The sequence below is a fragment of the Saccharothrix mutabilis subsp. mutabilis genome (assembly GCF_039521145.1).
GTDB classification, from domain to species: domain Bacteria; phylum Actinomycetota; class Actinomycetes; order Mycobacteriales; family Pseudonocardiaceae; genus Actinosynnema; species Actinosynnema mutabilis.
The window spans coordinates 590,263-608,442 of sequence record NZ_BAAABU010000004.1; the positions used below are offsets into that span (position 1 = coordinate 590,263).

At 72.6% G+C, this 18,180-nt stretch carries 21 protein-coding genes; 20 read left to right on the plus strand and 1 reads right to left on the minus strand.

Translation table 11 applies throughout. The features are described 5' to 3' along the window. Positions 1-91: 91 nt before the first annotated feature. Positions 92-691, minus strand: coding sequence for a sigma-70 family RNA polymerase sigma factor (locus tag ABD126_RS13875; RefSeq protein ID WP_343934185.1), 600 nt, complete (start codon positions 689-691; stop codon positions 92-94). Positions 692-916: 225 nt separating this feature from the next. Here ABD126_RS13875 and ABD126_RS13880 point away from each other — a divergent pair, with 225 nt between their 5' ends. From ABD126_RS13880 to ABD126_RS13975, 20 genes are all read left to right on the plus strand, one after another. Continuing rightward, complete coding sequence (locus ABD126_RS13880; RefSeq protein ID WP_343934186.1) at positions 917-2,386, plus strand: AMP-binding protein; 1,470 nt, start codon at positions 917-919, stop codon at positions 2,384-2,386. Positions 2,387-2,501: 115 nt separating this feature from the next. After that, positions 2,502-2,738, plus strand: a complete 237-nt coding sequence (locus tag ABD126_RS13885) for a glutaredoxin family protein (RefSeq protein ID WP_343934187.1) — start codon at positions 2,502-2,504, stop codon at positions 2,736-2,738. Positions 2,739-2,796: 58 nt separating this feature from the next. Then, positions 2,797-4,284 carry a molybdopterin-dependent oxidoreductase gene (locus ABD126_RS13890; RefSeq protein ID WP_343934188.1) on the plus strand — a complete coding sequence of 496 codons (1,488 nt, stop codon included), beginning with the start codon at positions 2,797-2,799 and terminating at the stop codon, positions 4,282-4,284. Positions 4,285-4,372: 88 nt separating this feature from the next. Next, on the plus strand, positions 4,373-5,020 hold the full coding sequence (locus ABD126_RS13895) for a fasciclin domain-containing protein (protein ID WP_343934189.1): 648 nt from the start codon (positions 4,373-4,375) through the stop codon (positions 5,018-5,020). 278 nt (positions 5,021-5,298) lie between these two features. Continuing rightward, the gene (locus ABD126_RS13900; RefSeq protein WP_343934190.1) at positions 5,299-6,081 is read left to right on the plus strand and encodes a redox-sensing transcriptional repressor Rex; all 783 of its coding nucleotides are present in this window, start codon (positions 5,299-5,301) and stop codon (positions 6,079-6,081) included. A gap of 70 nt (positions 6,082-6,151) precedes the next feature. Then, a complete protein-coding gene (locus ABD126_RS13905; protein WP_343934191.1) occupies positions 6,152-7,486 on the plus strand; it encodes a glutamyl-tRNA reductase in 1,335 nt (444 codons plus the stop codon). After that, positions 7,483-8,424 carry a hydroxymethylbilane synthase gene (hemC, locus tag ABD126_RS13910; RefSeq protein WP_343934192.1) on the plus strand — a complete coding sequence of 314 codons (942 nt, stop codon included), beginning with the start codon at positions 7,483-7,485 and terminating at the stop codon, positions 8,422-8,424. The genes ABD126_RS13905 and hemC overlap by 4 nt, the downstream gene beginning before the upstream one ends. 14 nt (positions 8,425-8,438) lie before the next feature. Then, positions 8,439-9,971, plus strand: coding sequence for a bifunctional uroporphyrinogen-III C-methyltransferase/uroporphyrinogen-III synthase (locus tag ABD126_RS13915; RefSeq protein WP_343934193.1), 1,533 nt, complete (start codon positions 8,439-8,441; stop codon positions 9,969-9,971). A gap of 61 nt (positions 9,972-10,032) precedes the next feature. Then, on the plus strand, positions 10,033-11,010 hold the full coding sequence (hemB, locus tag ABD126_RS13920; protein WP_343934194.1) for a porphobilinogen synthase: 978 nt from the start codon (positions 10,033-10,035) through the stop codon (positions 11,008-11,010). After that, positions 10,992-11,498 carry a hypothetical protein gene (locus ABD126_RS13925; RefSeq protein WP_343934195.1) on the plus strand — a complete coding sequence of 169 codons (507 nt, stop codon included), beginning with the start codon at positions 10,992-10,994 and terminating at the stop codon, positions 11,496-11,498. The genes hemB and ABD126_RS13925 overlap by 19 nt, the downstream gene beginning before the upstream one ends. Before the next feature lie 257 nt (positions 11,499-11,755). Next, positions 11,756-12,448, plus strand: a complete 693-nt coding sequence (locus tag ABD126_RS13930) for a hypothetical protein (protein ID WP_343934196.1) — start codon at positions 11,756-11,758, stop codon at positions 12,446-12,448. 82 nt (positions 12,449-12,530) lie between these two features. Further along, positions 12,531-13,076 carry a hypothetical protein gene (locus tag ABD126_RS13935; RefSeq protein ID WP_343934197.1) on the plus strand — a complete coding sequence of 182 codons (546 nt, stop codon included), beginning with the start codon at positions 12,531-12,533 and terminating at the stop codon, positions 13,074-13,076. Continuing rightward, positions 13,073-13,474, plus strand: a complete 402-nt coding sequence (locus ABD126_RS13940) for a hypothetical protein (RefSeq protein ID WP_343934198.1) — start codon at positions 13,073-13,075, stop codon at positions 13,472-13,474. The genes ABD126_RS13935 and ABD126_RS13940 overlap by 4 nt, the downstream gene beginning before the upstream one ends. Positions 13,475-13,489: 15 nt before the next feature. Further along, positions 13,490-14,221 (plus strand): hypothetical protein, encoded by a 732-nt coding sequence (locus tag ABD126_RS13945; RefSeq protein WP_343934199.1) that lies wholly within the window; start codon positions 13,490-13,492, stop codon positions 14,219-14,221. Then, positions 14,218-14,739: a hypothetical protein gene (locus ABD126_RS13950; protein WP_343934200.1), complete on the plus strand. Its 522-nt coding sequence runs from the start codon at positions 14,218-14,220 to the stop codon at positions 14,737-14,739. Before ABD126_RS13945 ends, ABD126_RS13950 begins: the two co-directional genes overlap by 4 nt. Then, positions 14,739-15,176 carry a DUF3093 family protein gene (locus tag ABD126_RS13955; RefSeq protein ID WP_343934201.1) on the plus strand — a complete coding sequence of 146 codons (438 nt, stop codon included), beginning with the start codon at positions 14,739-14,741 and terminating at the stop codon, positions 15,174-15,176. Before ABD126_RS13950 ends, ABD126_RS13955 begins: the two co-directional genes overlap by 1 nt. A gap of 14 nt (positions 15,177-15,190) precedes the next feature. Then, on the plus strand, positions 15,191-15,490 hold the full coding sequence (locus tag ABD126_RS13960) for a hypothetical protein (RefSeq protein ID WP_343934203.1): 300 nt from the start codon (positions 15,191-15,193) through the stop codon (positions 15,488-15,490). A gap of 11 nt (positions 15,491-15,501) precedes the next feature. Further along, entirely contained in the window at positions 15,502-16,791 is a 1,290-nt protein-coding gene (gene hemL, locus ABD126_RS13965) for a glutamate-1-semialdehyde 2,1-aminomutase (protein ID WP_343934204.1), read from the plus strand. Then, complete coding sequence (locus ABD126_RS13970; protein WP_343934205.1) at positions 16,788-17,417, plus strand: histidine phosphatase family protein; 630 nt, start codon at positions 16,788-16,790, stop codon at positions 17,415-17,417. Before hemL ends, ABD126_RS13970 begins: the two co-directional genes overlap by 4 nt. Continuing rightward, positions 17,414-17,980, plus strand: coding sequence for a TlpA disulfide reductase family protein (locus ABD126_RS13975; RefSeq protein WP_343934206.1), 567 nt, complete (start codon positions 17,414-17,416; stop codon positions 17,978-17,980). The genes ABD126_RS13970 and ABD126_RS13975 overlap by 4 nt, the downstream gene beginning before the upstream one ends. Positions 17,981-18,180: the final 200 nt, after the last annotated feature.

Genomic DNA, 18,180 nt, shown 5'->3' on the forward strand with positions numbered 1-18,180 from the left:
CTCGTGGAGGAGTACCTGACCCGAGTAACGAAGCCGGGGGTTCCGGAGTTACGCGGCACGACCGGGCGATCGGGGGAACCTCGGCGGCGGGTCAGCGCAGCCAGTTCGGCAGCAACTGGGCGAGCCGGCGCACCGCGCGGTGCTGGAGGGCCTTGATCGCGCCTTCGTTGCGGCCCATCTTCGCGGCGGTCTCGGCCACGGACAAGCCCTGGATGAAACGGAGAGTGATGCATTCCCGTTGATCGTCACCCAGTTGGGCTACGCACCGGAGGAGTTCGGCGTTGGCCGCGTCGGTCAGCACCTCCTGCTCGGGACCGCTCGCGACCTCGCGGTTGTCGTCCGGCTCGGCAGTGGTGACCTCCAGCCGGTAGCGGCTGGACTTCACGTGGTCGAACACGATGTTGCGCGCGATCGTGACGAACCACGCACCGACGTCCCGGCCCTGGTAGCTGATGGACCCGATGCTGCGCAGCGCGCGCAGGAACGTCTCGCTGGTCACGTCCTCGGCCAGCGTGCGGTCGCCCACCCGGAACAGCACGTACCGGTAGACCACGTCCACGTACCGGTCGTAGAGCAGCCCGAACGCGTCCGTGTCGCCCGCCTGGGCGGCACGCACGAGGTCCCACGGCTCTTCCGCCGGGTCGGTTCCCACGCTCTCGATCGTGCTGGACTGCCCTCCAGTGCTCCACATCGAGCGGAGCGTCCGGTTGGTCCTGATGGTGTTGTCGCTCGCCCTTGCGCTCATCGGCTCGCGGCACCTCCACAGAGTCGCCGTTCGGGCAGCATACGTGTTGTTACTCCGTAGTAGGTAGCGGCAACCGGTCTCGAATCTGCGACGCGTCCGGAGGCACTGCGTGACGCCGCCCGTGCGTGACAGACTGCGCGGAGGGTCCGCAGTGTTCACCAGGAGGTCACCTTGACCGCTTCCGCTCGCAACGTCGCCGACCTGGTTCGCGCCTCCGCGCACCGTGGACCCAAGCACGTCGCACTGGTGGATGTCACGACTGCGAACAGTTACACCTGGGCCGAAGTCGACTCCTTCGTGGACCGCGAGGCTCACCGGCTCGTGGACTCCGGTGTCGAGCCCGGTGACCGGGTCGTCGTGCGGCTGCCCACTGGGGTCGGGTTCTGCGTCGCCGTGTTCGGGGCGCTGCGCGCCGGCGCGATCGCCGTGCCGGTCGGGCCGGGGCACCCCGCGCGCGAGTTGCAGCGCGTCCTGGCGGACTGCGGCGCCCGCCTGCTGGTGGGTGACGCCGACGGGACGGACGTCGAGGCGCTGCCGGAGCCCGAGCTCGCGCCCGGCGAGGAGTTCACCGCGATCGGGTCGGGCGAGGACATCGCCGTGCTCGGGTACACCTCGGGCACGTCCGGCCAGCCGCGCGGGGCGATGCTGTCGCACCGGGCGCTGCTGGCCAACGTGGACCAGTGCGCGTCCCTGCGGCCCGCTCCCGTGACGGCGGCCGACCGGGTGCTGCTGGCGCTGCCGCTGTTCCACGTCTACGGCCTGGGGCCGGGGCTGTTGCAGGTAGCCGGGGCCGGGGCGACGGCGGTGCTGCTGGAGCGGTTCGAGGCTTCGGCGGCGTTGGACGCCATCCACGAGCACCGGGTGACGACGCTGGTCGGCGTGCCGCCGATGTACCAGGCGATCCTGAACCAGCCCGTCGAGCGGCTGCGCGAGGACCTGGCGACCGTGCGCCTGTTCACCTCCGGCGCCGCGCCGCTGGCCGCGGGGGTGCTGGACGCCGTGCGCCAGGCCGTGGGCCTGCCGGTCTACGAGGGCTACGGGCTGACCGAAACCGGTCCCGTGCTGACGTCCACGCTGGTCGGCGGGGTGCCGAAGGGCGGTTCCGTGGGTCGGGCGCTGCCCGGCGTCGAGGTGCGCCTGGTGGACACCGACGGCCGGCCGCTGGACCTGGAGGAGGACGAGCCGGGGACGGGCCTGGTCGCCGCGCGCGGGGAGAACCTGTTCAGCGGCTACTGGCCGGACGGCGCGCACGGCCCGGACGCGGAGGGCTGGTTCCGGACCGGTGACGTGGGCTTCTTCGACGAGGACGGCGACCTGCACCTGGTGGACCGGGCGGGCGACCTGATCATCGTCAACGGCTTCAACGTCTACCCGCACGAGGTCGAGCAGGTGGTGGCCGAGCTGGCGGGGGTCGCGGAGTCGGCGGCGGTCGGGGTGCCCGACGAGCGGACCGGGGAGTCGGTGAAGGTCGTGGTCGTCGTCGCCGACGGGGCGGCGCTGACCGAGGAGGCCGTGAAGGAGCACTGCGCGGCCCGGCTGGCCAAGTTCAAGGTGCCGACCGTGGTGGAGTTCGCCCCGACCCTGCCGCACTCGCCCACCGGCAAGCTCGCCCGCGCCCGCCTGCGCCTCCCGCTGACCTGAGCCGGCTCGACCCCGCGCCCGCCTGCGCCTCCCGCCGGCCTGAGCCGGCTCGACCCCGCGCCCGCCCCTCCCGCCGACCTGAGCCCCACCCGCGCGTGCTGCGAGAATCGCGGTTGTGAGCCACCACGTGACACTGATGAGCCGGGTCGACTGCCACGCCTGCGAGCAGGCCAAGGCCGACCTGGAGCGGATCTGCGGGGAACTCGGGGTCACCTGGGACGTGCAGGACGTCGACACCGACCGCGAACTGCGCGCCGAGTACGGGGACCGCGTGCCGGTGATCCTCGTGGACGGCGAGGAGCACGGGTACTGGAAGGTCGAGGAGGACCGGCTGCGGGCCGCGCTCGCCTGACTTACCGACCTCTTACGGAATCGCCGAACCGGATCGCGGCGGGTGTCGAATCACCGGTATGAGCCGTTGGACCGCCGCCCTGGTCGGGATCGTCGGCGTGGCCGCCGCCCTGGCCGCCGGGCACCTCGTCGCCGCGCTCGTCGGGCCCTCCGCCTCGCCCTTCCTGGCGGTCGGGAACACGTTCATCGACTTCACCCCGTCGCCGCTGAAGGACTTCGCCGTCCGCGCGTTCGGCACCTACGACAAGCTCGTCCTGCTGATCGGCATGGCCCTGGTGCTCCTGGGCCTGGCCGTCGCCGCCGGGCTGCTGTCCAGGCGCACGCCCACGCCCGGCACGGTGCTGGCCGCCGTCCTCGGCGTGGTCGGGGTCGCGGCGGTGCTCTACCGGCCCGACCTGGGACAACTGGGCGTCCTCGCCCCGCTCGCGGCCGGCGCGGTCGGCATCGGCGTGTTCCGGTGGCTGCACCGGGAGGCGCTCGCCGAGCGGCGGGTCGAGGGCCGGCGGAGCTTCCTGATCGCGGCCGGGGCCAGTGTGGTCGCGGGCCTGGGCGGGCAGTTCCTCGGCTCCCGCACGGACGTCGAGGGCTCGCGGGCGGCCGTGGGGAAGCTGGAGGCGGCCGTGAAGGCGCCCGCCGTCCCCGCCGGCGCGGACTTCGCCCGGGACGGCACGCCGTCGTTCATCACGCCCAACCGCGACTTCTACCGGATCGACACCGCCCTGAGCGTCCCGCGCCTGCGCGCGGAGGACTGGGCGCTGCGCGTCCACGGCCTGGTCGACCGGGAGCTGACCCTCGACTACGCCGACTTGCGCGGCCGTGACCTGGTCGAACGCACGATCACCATGACCTGCGTCTCCAACGAGGTCGGCGGCCCGTACGTCTCCACCGCCACCTTCATCGGCGTCCCCCTCCACCAGGTCCTCCGCGAGGCCGGCGTCCGGGCGGGAGCCGACCAGCTCTTCTCCACCAGCGCCGACGGCTGGACGGCCGGCACGCCCGTGGACGTCGTCCTCGACCCCGACCGGGGCGCGCTGATCGCCCTGGGCATGAACGGCGAACCCCTGCCCGTCGAGCACGGCTTCCCCGCCCGCCTGGTCGTCCCCGGCCTCTACGGCTACGTCAGCGCCACCAAGTGGGTCGTGGACCTCGAACTGACGACCTTCGCCGCCAAGCGCGCCTACTGGCTGGAGCGCGGCTGGGCCGAGCGCGCCCCGATCAGAACCATGTCCCGCATCGATTCCCCGAAGGGCCTGTCCAGGACCGGCGGCCGGGTCACCGTCGCCGGCGTCGCCTGGGCGCAGCCGACCGGCGTCGCGAAGGTCGAGGTCCGGGTGGACGGCGGCCCGTGGCGGGTCGCCGAGCTGTCCGCCGACGCCGGCGACGACACCTGGCGCATGTGGCGGCTGCCGCTGGACCTCAAGCCCGGCGGGCACACCGTCGAGAGCCGCGCCACGGACAAGTCCGGGTTCACCCAACCGCAGGCCCGCGTGGCCCCGGTCCCCGACGGCGCGACCGGCTGGCACTCCCTGTTCTTCACGGTCGAGTGATTCACGCGAAATAGGTCGAACCGGATCCGGTCCTGGTTCGAACACCTCAGTGAATACCGAACCCGGTAAAACCAAGGAGTGATCCGCCGTGCGGAACAGCAAGCTCGCCCTGGTCGGAGCCGCCGTCGCCGCCTTCGCGCTCACCGCGTGCAGCGCCAACGACACCGCGTCCACCGCGACCGGCACGACCACCACGACGACGACCACGACCACCACCACCCAGGCGATGGCCGACGGCGTCACCAAGACCACGGACGTCTTCGGCCCCGGCTGCGCCGGCGTCCCCCAGGACGCGCAGAACGAGGGCTCGCTGCAGGGCATGGTGGACGACCCGGTGGCCACCGCCGCGAGCAACAACCCGCTGCTGACCAAGCTGGTCGCGGCGGTCAAGGCGGCCAACCTGGTGGACACGCTGAACTCGCAGTCCGCGATCACCGTGTTCGCTCCCGCGGACCCGGCCTTCGCCGAGCTGGGTGACGCCAAGTTCACCGAGCTGGCCGGCCAGCCGGAGACGCTGGGCAAGATCCTCCAGTTCCACGTGGTCGGCAAGCGCTACGACGCCGACGGCCTGCGCCAGGCCGGCACCGTGAAGGCGCTCACCGGTCAGGACCTGAAGATCGAGGGCTCCGGCGAGACCATGACGGTCAACGGCGCTCCCGTCCTGTGCGGCAACATCCCGACCAAGAACGCCACCGTCTTCGTGATCGGCAAGGTGCTCACGCCTCCCGCGGCGTGATCTTGAGCGGACCTCGTACGAGGTTCACTCGATGGTGGAACGGTGCTGGAAGAACGCCCGTTGACCACCCGGGGCCGAGTGCGGCGCGTATCCACGCCCGCGCTCGGCCCCCTTTCGTTGCGGGGGGATGTTCCATGGGGGTTGACCGAGATCAGCCGGTCGAGCCGGCCGCCGCCCATCAACTTTGTGCATCCGTTCACAAGCGGTACGGTGGGCGTATCACCCCGCTGGTGACGGTGCCCGGCGGGTCAATCGGTCGGAAGTCGAGGAGAGCCAGCGTGGTGGATCGGCGGGGCGCGGGTGACGAGGTTGTGACCACCGCCGCCGCGAAGAGATCCGCCGACGCGGCCGAGTCCGCCGCCGACGTCCGCGAGCGCGCGCGGGCCATCCCGGAGGCCGCCGTGGCCCGGCTGGCCGTGTACCTGCGGGTGCTCTCCGGCATGGCCGAGCAGGGCGTGACGACCATCTCCAGCGAGGAGCTGGCGGGCGCCGCCGGGGTCAACTCGGCGAAGCTGCGCAAGGACCTGTCCTACGTCGGCTCGTACGGCACGCGGGGCGTCGGCTACGACGTCGAGGTGCTCGTGAGCCACATCGAGCGCATCCTCGGACTGACCCGGAAGCACTCCGTGGCGGTCGTCGGGATCGGTAATCTTGGTCACGCGCTGGCCAACTACGGGGGCTTCCCGAGCCGCGGTTTCCCGGTCGCCGCGCTGTTCGACATCGACCCGGACCTGACCGGAGTGCCCGTAGGTGGCATACCTGTCAACCACATCGACGACATCACGTCCGTCTGCGCCGAACGCGAGGTCTCGATCGGCGTCATCGCGACGCCGCCGCAGGCCGCTCAAGCCGTCTGCGACCGTTTGGTATCCGCCGGAGTGCAGTGCATCCTGAACTTCGCACCCGTTGTGCTCCAAGTGCCGGACTACGTCGAGGTGCGCAAGGTCGACCTGGCGGTCGAGATGCAGATCCTGTCGTTCCACGTCGCGCGACGGGCTGACGAAGCCGCCGGTGACGTCGTCAACGGTGTCGGTGTGGACGGGGTGGTGATTCGCCCGTGATCGTGCGGGTTGTGAGCCGGGCGGCTCTGCGGGACACGTCGGCGGGACCGACCACGGGCAGGGTCCCGGTATGAGTGTCCTCGTCGTCGGTCTTTCGCATCGCACCACCCCCGTTCCCGTGCTGGAACGCGCCGCCGTCGCCGACTCCGACCTCGGCAAAGTGCTCGACCAGCTGCTCAAGGCGCCCAGCGTGTCCGAGGCCGTGCTGCTCTCGACCTGCAACCGGGTCGAGGTGTACGCGGTGGTCGAGACCTTCCACGGCGGCATGAACGAGGTCGTAGAGGTCCTCGCGCGGCAGGCCGCCGCCGAGCCCGCCGACCTGTTCGAGCACCTCTACGTGCACTACTCGGCCGCGGCCGTCGAGCACCTGTTCTCCGTCGCGGGCGGCCTGGACTCCATGGTCGTCGGCGAGGCCCAGATCCTCGGCCAGCTGCGCACCGCCTACAACCGCGCCGACGAGGCCGGTGTGGTCGGGCGCACGCTGCACGAGCTGGTCCAGCAGGCGCTGCGGGTCGGCAAGCGCGTGCACTCCGACACCGACATCGACCAGGCCGGCGCGTCCGTGGTCTCCGAGGCCCTGACCGACGCCGCGCGGGCGCTGGGCGGCCTCGAAGGCCGGCGCGCGCTGATCGTGGGCGCGGGTTCGATGGGCGGCCTGGCCGCCGCGCACCTGCGCCGCGCCGGCATCGGCGAGGTCGTGATCGCCAACCGCACCGCCGTCAACGGCGCGCGCCTGGCCGAGTCGCTGACCTCCGACGGCGTGCCCGCCCGCTCCACCGGCCTGGCCGGCCTGGCCGACGAGGTCGCCCGCGCCGACGTGCTGTTCGCCTGCACCGGCTCGGTGGACACCGTGGTCGGCGCGGAGCTGATCGGCGACCGCGAGCCGGGCCGCCCGCTGGTCGTGTGCGACCTGGGCCTGCCCAAGGACGTGGACCCGGCCGCCGCGCTGCTGTCCGGCGTCCGCGTGGTCGACCTGGAGACCCTCCAGCGCCGGCTGTCCGACGCACCCGCGGGCCAGGGCGCCGGCCTCGCCGCCGAGATCGTGGCCGAGGAGGTCCGCTCCTACCTCGCGGGCCAGCGCAAGGCCGAGGTCACCCCCACCGTGACGGCGCTGCGCAAGCGGGCCGCCGAGGTCGTGGACGCCGAACTGCTGCGCCTGGACTCCCGGCTGCCGCAGCTGGACGGCGCGGTCCGCGACGAGCTGGCCAAGACCGTGCGCCGCGTGGTCGACAAGCTCCTGCACACCCCCACCGTGCGGGTCAAGGAGCTGGCCGCCGCGCCCGGCGGCGAGGGCTACGCCGACGCGCTGCGCGAGCTGTTCGGCCTCGACCCGCAGAAACCGGCCGCCGTCAGCACCCCCCTCTCGACGCAGAACCCGACGCAGACCAAAGGTGAGAAGCGGTGAACCGCACCCTGAGGATCGGCACGCGCGGTAGTGCCCTGGCACTCGCGCAGACCGGTCACGTGGCCGACGCGTTGCGCGCCGCCGGCGCCGAAGTGGAGATCGTGACCATCTCCACCCCCGGCGACCGGTCGTCCGCGCCGATCGCCGAGATCGGCATCGGGGTGTTCACCTCGGCGCTGCGCGACGCGCTGGCCAACGGCGAGATCGACGTCGCCGTCCACTCCTACAAGGACCTGCCCACCGCCCGCGACCCCCGGCTGTCGCTGGCCGCCGTGCCCCCGCGCGAGGACCCGCGCGACGCGCTGGTCGCCCGCGACGGCCTGACCCTGGGCGAGCTGCCCGCCGGCGCGCGCGTCGGCACCGGCTCGCCCCGCCGGGCCGCCCAGCTCGAAGCCCTCGGCCTCGGCCTGGAGGTCGTGGCGCTGCGCGGCAACGTGGACACCCGCATCCGCAAGGTGAACGACGGCGAGCTGGACGCCGTCGTGCTGGCCCGCGCGGGCATCGCGCGCCTGGGCCGCACCGCCGAGATCACCGAGACGCTGGAGCCCATCCAGATGCTCCCCGCGCCCGCCCAGGGCGCGCTCGCGGTGGAGTGCCGGGTCGACGACGTCGACACCGAGCACCTCCTCCGGTCCACTCTGGACGATTCGGCCAGTCGGGCCGCTGTCGCCGCCGAGCGCGCGCTGCTGGCCGCGCTCGAAGCTGGTTGCAGCGCGCCGGTCGGCGCACTGGCCGATGTGGTGGAAGACCTCGACGAGCAGGGAGCGGTTGTCCTCCGCCTGTCCCTGCGCGGGGTCATGGCGGCGGAGGACGGCGACCTCCTCCGTGCGTCCGCCACCGGTGACTTGACCGCAGCAGAGGAACTCGGCCGCGCGCTGGCCGCCGAGTTGCTCGACCTTTCCGGCCTCGCCGCTGCGCGGTCGGAAGGGCGTAGTTGATGGGGAGTGCCCTGATGACCCGCGCACGCAAGACCCCTGGCCGCGTCGCCTTCGTGGGTTCCGGCCCCGGCGACACCGGCCTGCTCACGGTCCGTGCCCGTGACCTGCTCGCCAAGGCCGAGCTGGTGGTGACGGACCCGGACGTGCCGGCCGAGGTGGTCGCCCTCGTACCGGACGGCGTCGAGACCCGCCCGGCGGTCGGCGACCCGGCCGACGTGGCGAAGGACCTGGTCGCCGAGGCGAAGAACGGCCACGCCGTGGTCCGGCTGGTGGCGGGCGACCCGCTGACCCTGGACTCCGTGGTCAAGGAGGCGCACGCCGTCTCGAAGACCACCATCGCGTTCGACGTGGTCCCGGGCGTCCCGGCGGGCACGGCGGTGCCCGCGTACGCGGGCGTGGCGCTGGGCGCCGTGCACACCGAGGCCGACGTCCGGGGCGTCACCGACTGGGCGAGCCTGGCCGCCGCGCCCGGCACGCTCGTGCTGCACGCCACCGGCAGCCACCTCGCCGAGGCCGCGTCCTCGCTGGTCGAGCACGGCCTGGCCCCGCAGACCCCGGTCGCGGTGACCGCGGACGGCACCGGCTTCGGCCAGCGCACCGTGGACACCACGCTGGCCTCGCTCGCCGCCGACGCCGGTGACCTGGGCGGACCGCTCGTGGTCACCGTCGGTGCGGCCGTCGCGAACCGCTCGAAGCTGTCCTGGTGGGAGTCGCGCGCCCTGTACGGCTGGCGGGTGCTCGTGCCGCGCACCAAGGAGCAGGCGGGCGCGATGAGCGACCGGCTGCACTCGCACGGCGCGATCCCGGTGGAGGTGCCGACCATCTCGGTCGAGCCGCCCCGCTCGCCCGCGCAGATGGAGCGCTCGGTCAAGGGCCTGGTCGACGGCCGCTACCAGTGGGTGGTGTTCACCTCGACCAACGCCGTGCGCGCGGTGTGGGAGAAGTTCCGCGAGTTCGGCCTGGACGCGCGGGCGTTCTCCGGCGTGAAGATCGCGTGCGTCGGCGAGTCGACAGCGGCGAAGGTGCGCTCGTTCGGGATCATCCCCGAGCTGGTGCCCTCCGGCGAGCAGTCCTCCGAGGGCCTGCTGGCCGACTTCCCGCCCTACGACGACATCCTCGACCCGGTGGACCGCGTGCTGCTGCCCCGGGCCGACATCGCCACCGAGACCCTCGCGGCGGGCCTGCGCGAGCGCGGCTGGGAGATCGACGACGTGACGGCCTACCGGACCGTCCGCGCCGCCCCGCCGCCCGCCGACACCCGCGAGATGATCAAGTCCGGCGGGTTCGACGCGGTGTGCTTCACCTCGTCGTCCACCGTGCGGAACCTGGTCGGCATCGCGGGCAAGCCGCACGCCCGGACGCTCGTCGCTTGCATCGGCCCGCAGACGGCGGAGACGGCGCGCGAGTTCGGTCTCAGGGTGGACGTGCAGCCCGAGGACGCCAACGTGCCGGCCCTGGTCGACGCCTTGGCCCAGCACGCGGCCCGTCTCCGCGCGGAGGGCGCACTGCCGCCCCCTCGCAAGACCAAGCGTTTGCGTCGTTCGTAAGAGCAGCTCGGTCGGGGCCACTTTCCGGTGGCCCCGACCTGTTTCGTAGGGAGTGCCACCCGTGTTCCCCGCCCACCGCCCGCGCCGCCTGCGCACCACGCCGGCGATGCGCCGCCTGGTCAGCGAGACCACCGTGCGCCCGCGCCAGCTCGTGCTGCCGATGTTCGTCAAGGAAGGCGCCGAGGCCCCGGCCGAGATCGCGTCCATGCCGGGCGTCGTCCAGCACACCCGCGAGTCGCTGCGCAAAGCCGCCGTCGAGGCCTTCCAGGCGGGGGTCGGCGGCATCATGCTGTTCGGCGTCCCCGCGACGCGCGACGCCGTCGGCTCCGGCGCGACCGACCCCGACGGCATCCTCAACGCCGCCCTGCGCGACCTGCGCTCGGAGCTGGGCGACGGCACCGTGCTGATGTCGGACTGCTGCCTGGACGAGTTCACCGACCACGGCCACTGCGGCGTGCTCACCGCCACCGGCGAGGTCGACAACGACGCCACGCTGGAGGTCTACGGCGAGATGGCCGTCGCCCAGGCCCGCGCCGGCGCCCACGTCGTCGGCCCCAGCGGCATGATGGACGGCCAGATCGGGTTCATCCGGTCCGCGCTGGACGAGGCCGGGTTCACCGACACCGGCATCCTCGCCTACTCCGCCAAGTACGCCTCCGCGCTCTACGGGCCGTTCCGGGACGCGGTGGAGTCGCAGCTGTCCGGCGACCGCAAGACCTACCAGCAGGACCCGGCCAACGCCCGCGAGGCGCTGCGCGAGGTCGAGCTGGACCTGGCCGAGGGCGCGGACATGGTCATGGTGAAGCCCGCCCTGCCGTACCTGGACGTGCTGGCGGCCGTCGCGCAGGTCTCGACCGTGCCGGTCGCGGCGTACCAGATCTCCGGCGAGTACGCGATGGTCGAGGCCGCCGCCCGCAACGGCTGGATCGACCGCGAGCGGACCGTGCTGGAGACGCTGACGTCGATCCGCCGCGCGGGCGCGGACATCGTGCTCACCTACTGGGCGGTGGAGGCGGCACGGTGGCTCGACCGGGAGTGACCCCGCCGCCGCGGCTGGTCGACATCGCGCGGTGGCTGTGGATCGGCAGCGCCGTCGTCGGCCTCGGCCGGTTCCTGGTGCAGCTGGCCGACCGGGAGATGCTGATCGGCGAGCTGCGCAAGCAGCAGCCCACGCTGTCCCAGGACGAGCTGGACGCGGCGGCCAGCGGCGGCGTCATGTTCGGCCTGCTCCTGGGCGGGCTGTTGGTGCTGGTCTACGCGTTACTGGCCAACCGCATGGCGCAGGGCCGCAACTGGGCGCGGATCGTGCTGACCGTGTTCGGCGCGGCCGGCGTGTTCTTCGGCGTCGTGCGGCTGGTCGCGGTGGCGTCGGGGTTGGCGGCGGCGTTCCAGCTGGCCATCCGGCCGGAGGACGTCGTGTTCGGCGTGATCACGATGGTGCTGGACTGCGTCGCGCTGGTGCTGATGTACCTGCCGTCGGTGTCCTCGCACTTCACCGCGCCCAGGCACAAGCTCCAACCGAGCTGACCGCGCGGCAGGTTCCGGCCACCGGGCCGGCGTGACGTGGCGCACTCGCGGGCCGGTCCCGGCGGGCCTCCCGCGGGCGCCGGCCGCCGGGTCCGCGGCCATTGTCCCTGCACTCGGGGCCGCCGGGGGAAATGTCTGGTTCGACAGTTCGGGGGACCTCCGGATCACAGCGTTCCGTCAGCGGCGGTGCACCACGGGTAGCTAACGGATTGTGATTTCAGGTCGACGCGACGCGCACATGCTTCTACGGTCCGCGCATGACCACTCCTCAGAACCCGTACGGCCAGGGTGGGCCGGGCGGCCCGCAGCAGCCGGGCGGGTACCCCCAGCAGGGCGGTTACCCGCAGCAGGGCGGGTACCCCCAGCAGGGTGGCTACCCGCAGCAGGGCGGCTACCCCCAGCAGGGCGGGCACCCCCAGCAGCCCGGCGGGTACCCGCAGCAGCCCGGCTACCCGCCGGCCGCGCCGCCGCTGGCCCCGCACGAGATGCACCGGCCGCCGCGCCCCAAGTCCGTGGACACCGCGTTCCTGCTCTTCATGATCAGCGCGGGCCTCGGCATCCTGTCCTCGATCTTCAGCTTCATCACGGCGAAGGAAGCGGCGGAGGCGGCCCTCAAGCCGCTGCGCGACGCGGGCTTCGACACGTCGGCGGCGGCGGTCGAGCCGTCCTACGGCGGCGCCATCTTCAGCCTGATCCTGTTCGCCGTGTGGATCGCCGTGGTCTTCCAGATGCGCAACGGCCAGAACTGGGCGCGCATCACCCTCACCGTCCTGGGTGGCCTGGGCATCCTGTTCGGCCTGATCGGCCTGATCGGCATCGGCCTGCTGTTCAGCCTCGGCGTCTTCGGCGTCATCCAGGGCCTGTTCGGCATCATCCAGCTGGCGCTGACCATCGGCGCGCTGGTGTTCATGTTCAAGCCGGACGCCAACCACTACTTCAAGGCGAGCTGACCCCAGCCGCCCGGTCACAAGGTCGTTGTCCACCGCCTGTCGCGGTGGACAGCGACCTTTCGTGGTTCTAGCGTTCTCAATCGTGACCACCCCGGAGGACCCCGACGAGGGCCGGCCCGCGCCGAACGTGCCGCCGCACGTTCCCCCGCCGCCGCCGTTGAGCGAGTCCGAGTTGGCCCGCGCCGCGTTCGCCGCTCGGCCGCCGCTGCCGAACGAGGTCCGGATCTCGTTCGTCCTGTGGCTCGCGGTCGGGGCGATGTTTGTGGTCAGCGCGGTGGTCGCGGTGGCGCAGCGGGACCAGTTCGTCGAGGCCGTGCGGCAGACGCCCGAGGCCCGGGACCTCACGCCCGAGGCGTTCGACGCCGCCGTCACCGCCAGCTGGATGCTCGCGATCATCGCCAGCGCGGTGATGGCCGGGCTGTTCGTCCTCTTCGCGTTCCAGGCACGCGCGGGCAGGAGCTGGGCGCGGGTCGTGCTCGCCGTGCTGACGGCGGTCGTCCTGCTGTTCGTGCTGTTCGGGCCGTCGCCGTGGGGGCTGCTCATCGCGCTGATCAGCGTGGCGGCCGTGGTGCTGCTGTACCTGCCCGGCGCGAAGGCCTACTTCGACGCGGTGAAGCGGAACCGGTGAGCGACCAGCCGCCCGGGACCGCCCGGGCCGCGGTGGCGGTCTGGTACGCGCTGGCCGTGTTCGGCGTCGTCAACGTCGCCTACCTGTGGGTGCGGCGCGCGGCCTTGGAGGAGGCGGCGGCGCGCGAGGGCTTCGACACCGGCGCGGTGACGACGCTGTTGGTGCAGCTCACGGCGGTCGCGGTGGTGTTCGGGGCCGGGTACGTGGCGTTCGGGCGGATGCTGCGGCTGGGCCGGAGCTGGGCCCGGCGCGCGCTGACCGGAGTGGCCCTGCTGCACGTGCTGTGGCTGCTGCTGTCCGGCTCGGCGAGCGCGAACCTGGTGGTGGTGCTGCTCATAGCCGTCGGAACCGCGCTCACCTGGCTGCGCGGTACGGCAGAGTGGGTGGGGCAGCACTAGCCCCCGGAGCCGACCATGCCCGAGCCCGACCCGTTCTCCTCGCCGTTCCACCACGTCCGGCTGCCCGGCGAGCCCGAGCCGACCACCGGCTACGGCTTCCCCGGCCCGATGCCGGACGCGCCCGAGTCGACCGGCAACCCGTACGCGACGGAGAACCCGTACCCGGCCACCAACCCGTACGCCGCCGACCCGTACGCGGCCCCGGCTTACGGGCTGCCGGTCGCGCACCCGTACGTGTCGGCGAGCGCGGTGCACATGTCGGTGCTGGAGCGGCCGGTCGCGCTGCTGGTGTCGTCGTGGAGCTGGCTGGTGGCGACCGTGCTGGTGGTGCTCGTGCTGCCCGGGATGTTCCTGGTGTCCTCGGACGTGCTGGCCAACGAGCTGTACGAGGAGTCCCAGGCGGAGGTCGAGCCGATGACGCGGGCCGAGTCCGAGGTCGTCGCCCAGCTCACCCCGATGTTCTTCGTGCTGGTCTTCGCCGTGCTCGCCGTCCCGTACGCCATCGCGGCGATCAAGCTGCGCGGCGGGCGGAACTGGCCGCGCGTGCTGCTCGCCGTGCTCGGCGCGGCCGGAGTGGTGTTCGGGCTGATCATGCTCGCGGTGTTCTCGACCAGCTCGGTGCCGTACGTGAACTGGCTCGTGGGCACGGTCTGGGCACTCCTGTTCCTCGCGGCCGTGCTGCTGGGCATAGTGGCGATGTTCGTCCCGCCGGCCAACGCCTACGTGAGAGCGGTGAGCACCCGATGACCCAGCCGCCCCACGGACCCGGGCACCAGCCCTGGGACCCGCGGCAGTACCCGCAGGCCGCGCCGGTCGAGCACGGGTTCCCCGCGATGCGCGGCGTGGACCAGCACACCACCCGGGTCGAGCGGCCCCGGGTGGTGGTCGTCGCGTTCGGGTTGTGGCTGCTCGCCTCGCTGGCGTGGCCGCTGGGCTCGATCGTCCGGATCGGTGTCGAGGAGGGCACGTTCGAGGGCTTCGGCCCGATCATGTCGCTGTTCGTGTCCGGGTGCCTGTTCTTCGCGGGCCTGTGGGGCGCGATCTCGTTCTTCGGCGGCAGCTACTACGCCCGGATCGCGCTGTGCGGCGGGTCGCTGGTGGTCGGCGTCCTGGCGCTGGCGGCGGCCCTGGTCGCGGCCCGGGACGGCCTGGACGAACCGTTGTCGTGGGTGGTCATCGTGGCGCGGCTCGTGCTGCCCGCGGTGGCGGCCGTGGTCAGCTTCCTGCCGGGCACCCGGCACTGGTTCGCGGGGAACCTGGGCTAGTGGAGCAGCCCGTCCTGTACTCCGAGCCCGGCGCGTCCTGGTGGCCGCTGCTGTGGGGGCCGGTGTTCGTGCTGGTCGGCGTGCTGGTCGAGGCGGTCACCGGCGGCGTGTGGTTCGCGCTGTGGGCGGTCGTCGGGTTCGTGCTGACGTGCAGCGCCGCGCTGTGGGTGGCCGGGCGGCGGCGCGTCTACGGGGTGCGGCTCACGCCCGTGGCGCTGCGCCTGGGCCAGGAGGACCTGCCGGTCCGCGACATCGCCGAGGTCGAGGGCGTCGAGCCGCGCGCGGGCGCCAAGGTGCTCGGCGGCGGGTGGACCGTGCCGCGCGGCACCACCGAGGTGCCCGTCCGCCTCGCCGACGGGACCGTGGTCACCGCGTGGGCGCGCGACCCCGACGCGCTGCGCGGGGCCGTCCACCGCCTGCTGTCGCACCGGACGTGAGAGGCTTGCGCACCGTGACGACTGTTCCCGGGCTGCACCAGCCCAAGCGCGCGATCGTCGCCGGCGTCGAGGTGGTCGCGGTGGTGGCGCTCGCGTTCGCGGTCGTGTGGTGCTGGAACCGGGGTGTTCTGCGCTACAGCTACCCGGTGGCCGACGGCGCGCCCCTGGAGTCCACGCGGTACCTCGGCAACTGGGTCGGAGCGGCGATCGGCCTGGCCACGCTGGCCGGCGTGCTGCTGCTGGACGCGGGCCGCCAGGTGGTGCTCGCGGTGCGTGCCCGTGGTCGGAAGCAGGTCGATCCGCCGGACGTGTGAGACTGGGGGGCGTGACTTCGACGCGATCCCAGGCGCTGTTCGAGCGCGCGGCGGCGGTTGTCCCCGGTGGCGTCAACTCGCCGGTCCGGGCCTTCCACTCGGTGGGCGGCACGCCCCGGTTCATGGTGCGCGGCGAGGGCCCGCACCTGTGGGACGCCGACGGCAACAAGTACGTCGACCTGGTCTCCTCGTGGGGCCCCATGATCCTCGGCCACGCCCACCCCGCCGTGGTGGACGCGGTGCGCTCGGCGGCCGTCCACGGCCTGTCGTTCGGCACGCCCACCGAGGGTGAGATCGAGCTGGCCGAGGAGATCGTCGACCGGGTCGCGCCGGTCAACCAGGTGCGGCTGGTCAACTCCGGCACCGAGGCGACGATGAGCGCCATCCGCCTGGCCCGCGGCTACACCGGCCGGCGCAAGGTGGTGAAGTTCGCGGGCTGCTACCACGGCCACGTGGACGCCCTGCTCGCCCAGGCCGGGTCCGGCGTGGCCACGCTCGGCCTGCCCACGTCGCCGGGCGTCACCGGCGCCCAGGCCGCCGACACCATCGTGCTGCCGTACAACGACATCGAGGCCGTGCGGGCGGCGTTCGCGGACAACCCGGACGAGATCGCCTGCGTGATCACCGAGGCGGCGGCGGGCAACATGGGCGCGGTCGCGCCCAAGCACAACGCCGAGCTGCTGGAGCTGTGCCACGCGCACGGCGCGCTGCTGGTGATGGACGAGGTGATGACCGGGTTCCGCGTGTCGCGCTCGGGCTGGTTCGGGCTGGAGAACGTGCCCGGCGACCTCTACACGTTCGGCAAGGTCATGTCCGGCGGGCTGCCCGCGGCGGCGTTCGGCGGCCGGACCGAGATCATGCGGCGGTTGGCCCCGTCCGGGCCGGTCTACCAGGCCGGGACGCTGTCCGGGAACCCCGTCGCGGTGGCGGCCGGCCTGGCCACGCTGCGCGCGGCGACCGACGAGGTGTACCTGAGGCTGGACGCCAACGCGACCCGCCTCGGCGCGCTGTTCACCACCGCGCTCAGCGAGGCCGGCGTCGCGCACCGCGTGCAGTTCGCCGGGAACCTGGTGAGCGTGTTCTTCACCGAGGACGAGGTCACCGACTACGCCGGCGCCCAGGCCGCCCAGACCTGGCGCTTCCCCCCGTTCTTCCACGCCCTGCTGGACCGCGGCGTCTACCCGCCGCCCAGCGCGTTCGAGGCGTGGTTCGTCAACGCCGCCATGACCGAGGAGGACTTCGCGGTGATCGCGGAAGCCCTGCCCCACGCCGCCCGCGCGGCAGCGGAGGCCAAGCAGTGAGCCGCACCGTCGTCCACCTGCTCCGGCACGGCGAGGTGCACAACCCGACCGGCATCCTCTACGGCCGCCTGCCGGGCTTCAAGCTGTCCGAACGGGGCCAGAAGCAGGCCCTGACCGTGGCGGAACACCTGCGGGACCACGACATCGCGCACGTCGCGGCGTCCCCTTTGGACCGCGCACAGCAGACCGCGGCCCCGATCGCCGACTCGCACCGGTTGGAACTGGCGACCGACGACCGGCTGATCGAGGCGGACAACCAGTTCGAGGGCCTGAAGGTCGCCGTGGGTGACGGCGCCCTGAAGTCCCCGAAGCACTGGCCCAAGCTGGTCAACCCGTTCCGCCCGTCGTGGGGCGAGCCGTACCTGGAGATCGCGCACCGGATGCTGGGCGCCGTGCAACGGGCGCGCTTGGCGGCGGAGGGCCACGAGGCGGTCTGCGTGTCCCACCAGTTGCCGATCTGGACCTTGCGGAGGTTCCTGGAGGGCAAGCGCATGTGGCACGACCCGCGTCGGCGGGAGTGCTCCCTGGCGTCCCTGACGAGCCTGGTGTTCGAGGGCGAGGAACTGGTCAAGGTCGTCTACACCGAGCCGGTGGGCGCGACGAACCCGAGGGTGACCGGGGCATGAGGCGCCTGCTCCTGGTCGCGCTGCTGGTGCTGACGGGCTGCTCGACCGGCGACGACGCGGTGGTAGCCGGCTCGGACTTCCAACTGGTGGCCCCGGCGGGCCAGGTCCGCATCCGCTACGACGCGGACGACCGGAAGGTCGTGCGGGGGTTGAGCGGACCGGACGTGCGGGACGGCGCCAAGACGGTCAACCTGGACGACTACGCGGGCAAGGTCGTGGTGGTCAACATCTGGGGATCGTGGTGCCCACCCTGCCGGACGGAGGCCCCGGAGCTGCAAAAGGTGCAGGACGAGCTGGGGGCGGACGTCGTCCAGGTGCTCGGCGTGGCGGTGAAGGAAAGCTCCCCGGACGGACCGCGCGATTTCCTCGCCAACCGACAGCTGTCCTATCCGTCGATCTACGACGAGTCGGGCCGGTCGATCCTGGTGTTCAAGGGGCTGCCGCCCAATGCCGTGCCGTCGACGTTCGTGTTGGACAAGCAGCACCGGGTGGCGGCGGTGTTCCTGGTCGGGGTGATCGCTTCGGACATCACGCCGATCGTCAAGGAACTGGCCGCGGAGTAGCTCCCGCACGCGGCGCTCTTCGCCGCGCAGCGGCATGCTTTTCGGCTGGGCTCCCAGCCACAAGGGGCCTCCGTGTTCCCCACCGTATGACCTGCCCGAAGGGCAATGCCGCTTACTTAAGGCTGGTTGGGCTGAAGATGTGCACTGCGGGTGGGCCGTCATGCTTGATGGGGCGGTGGTGTGGCTTTTTGGTGCGTCGG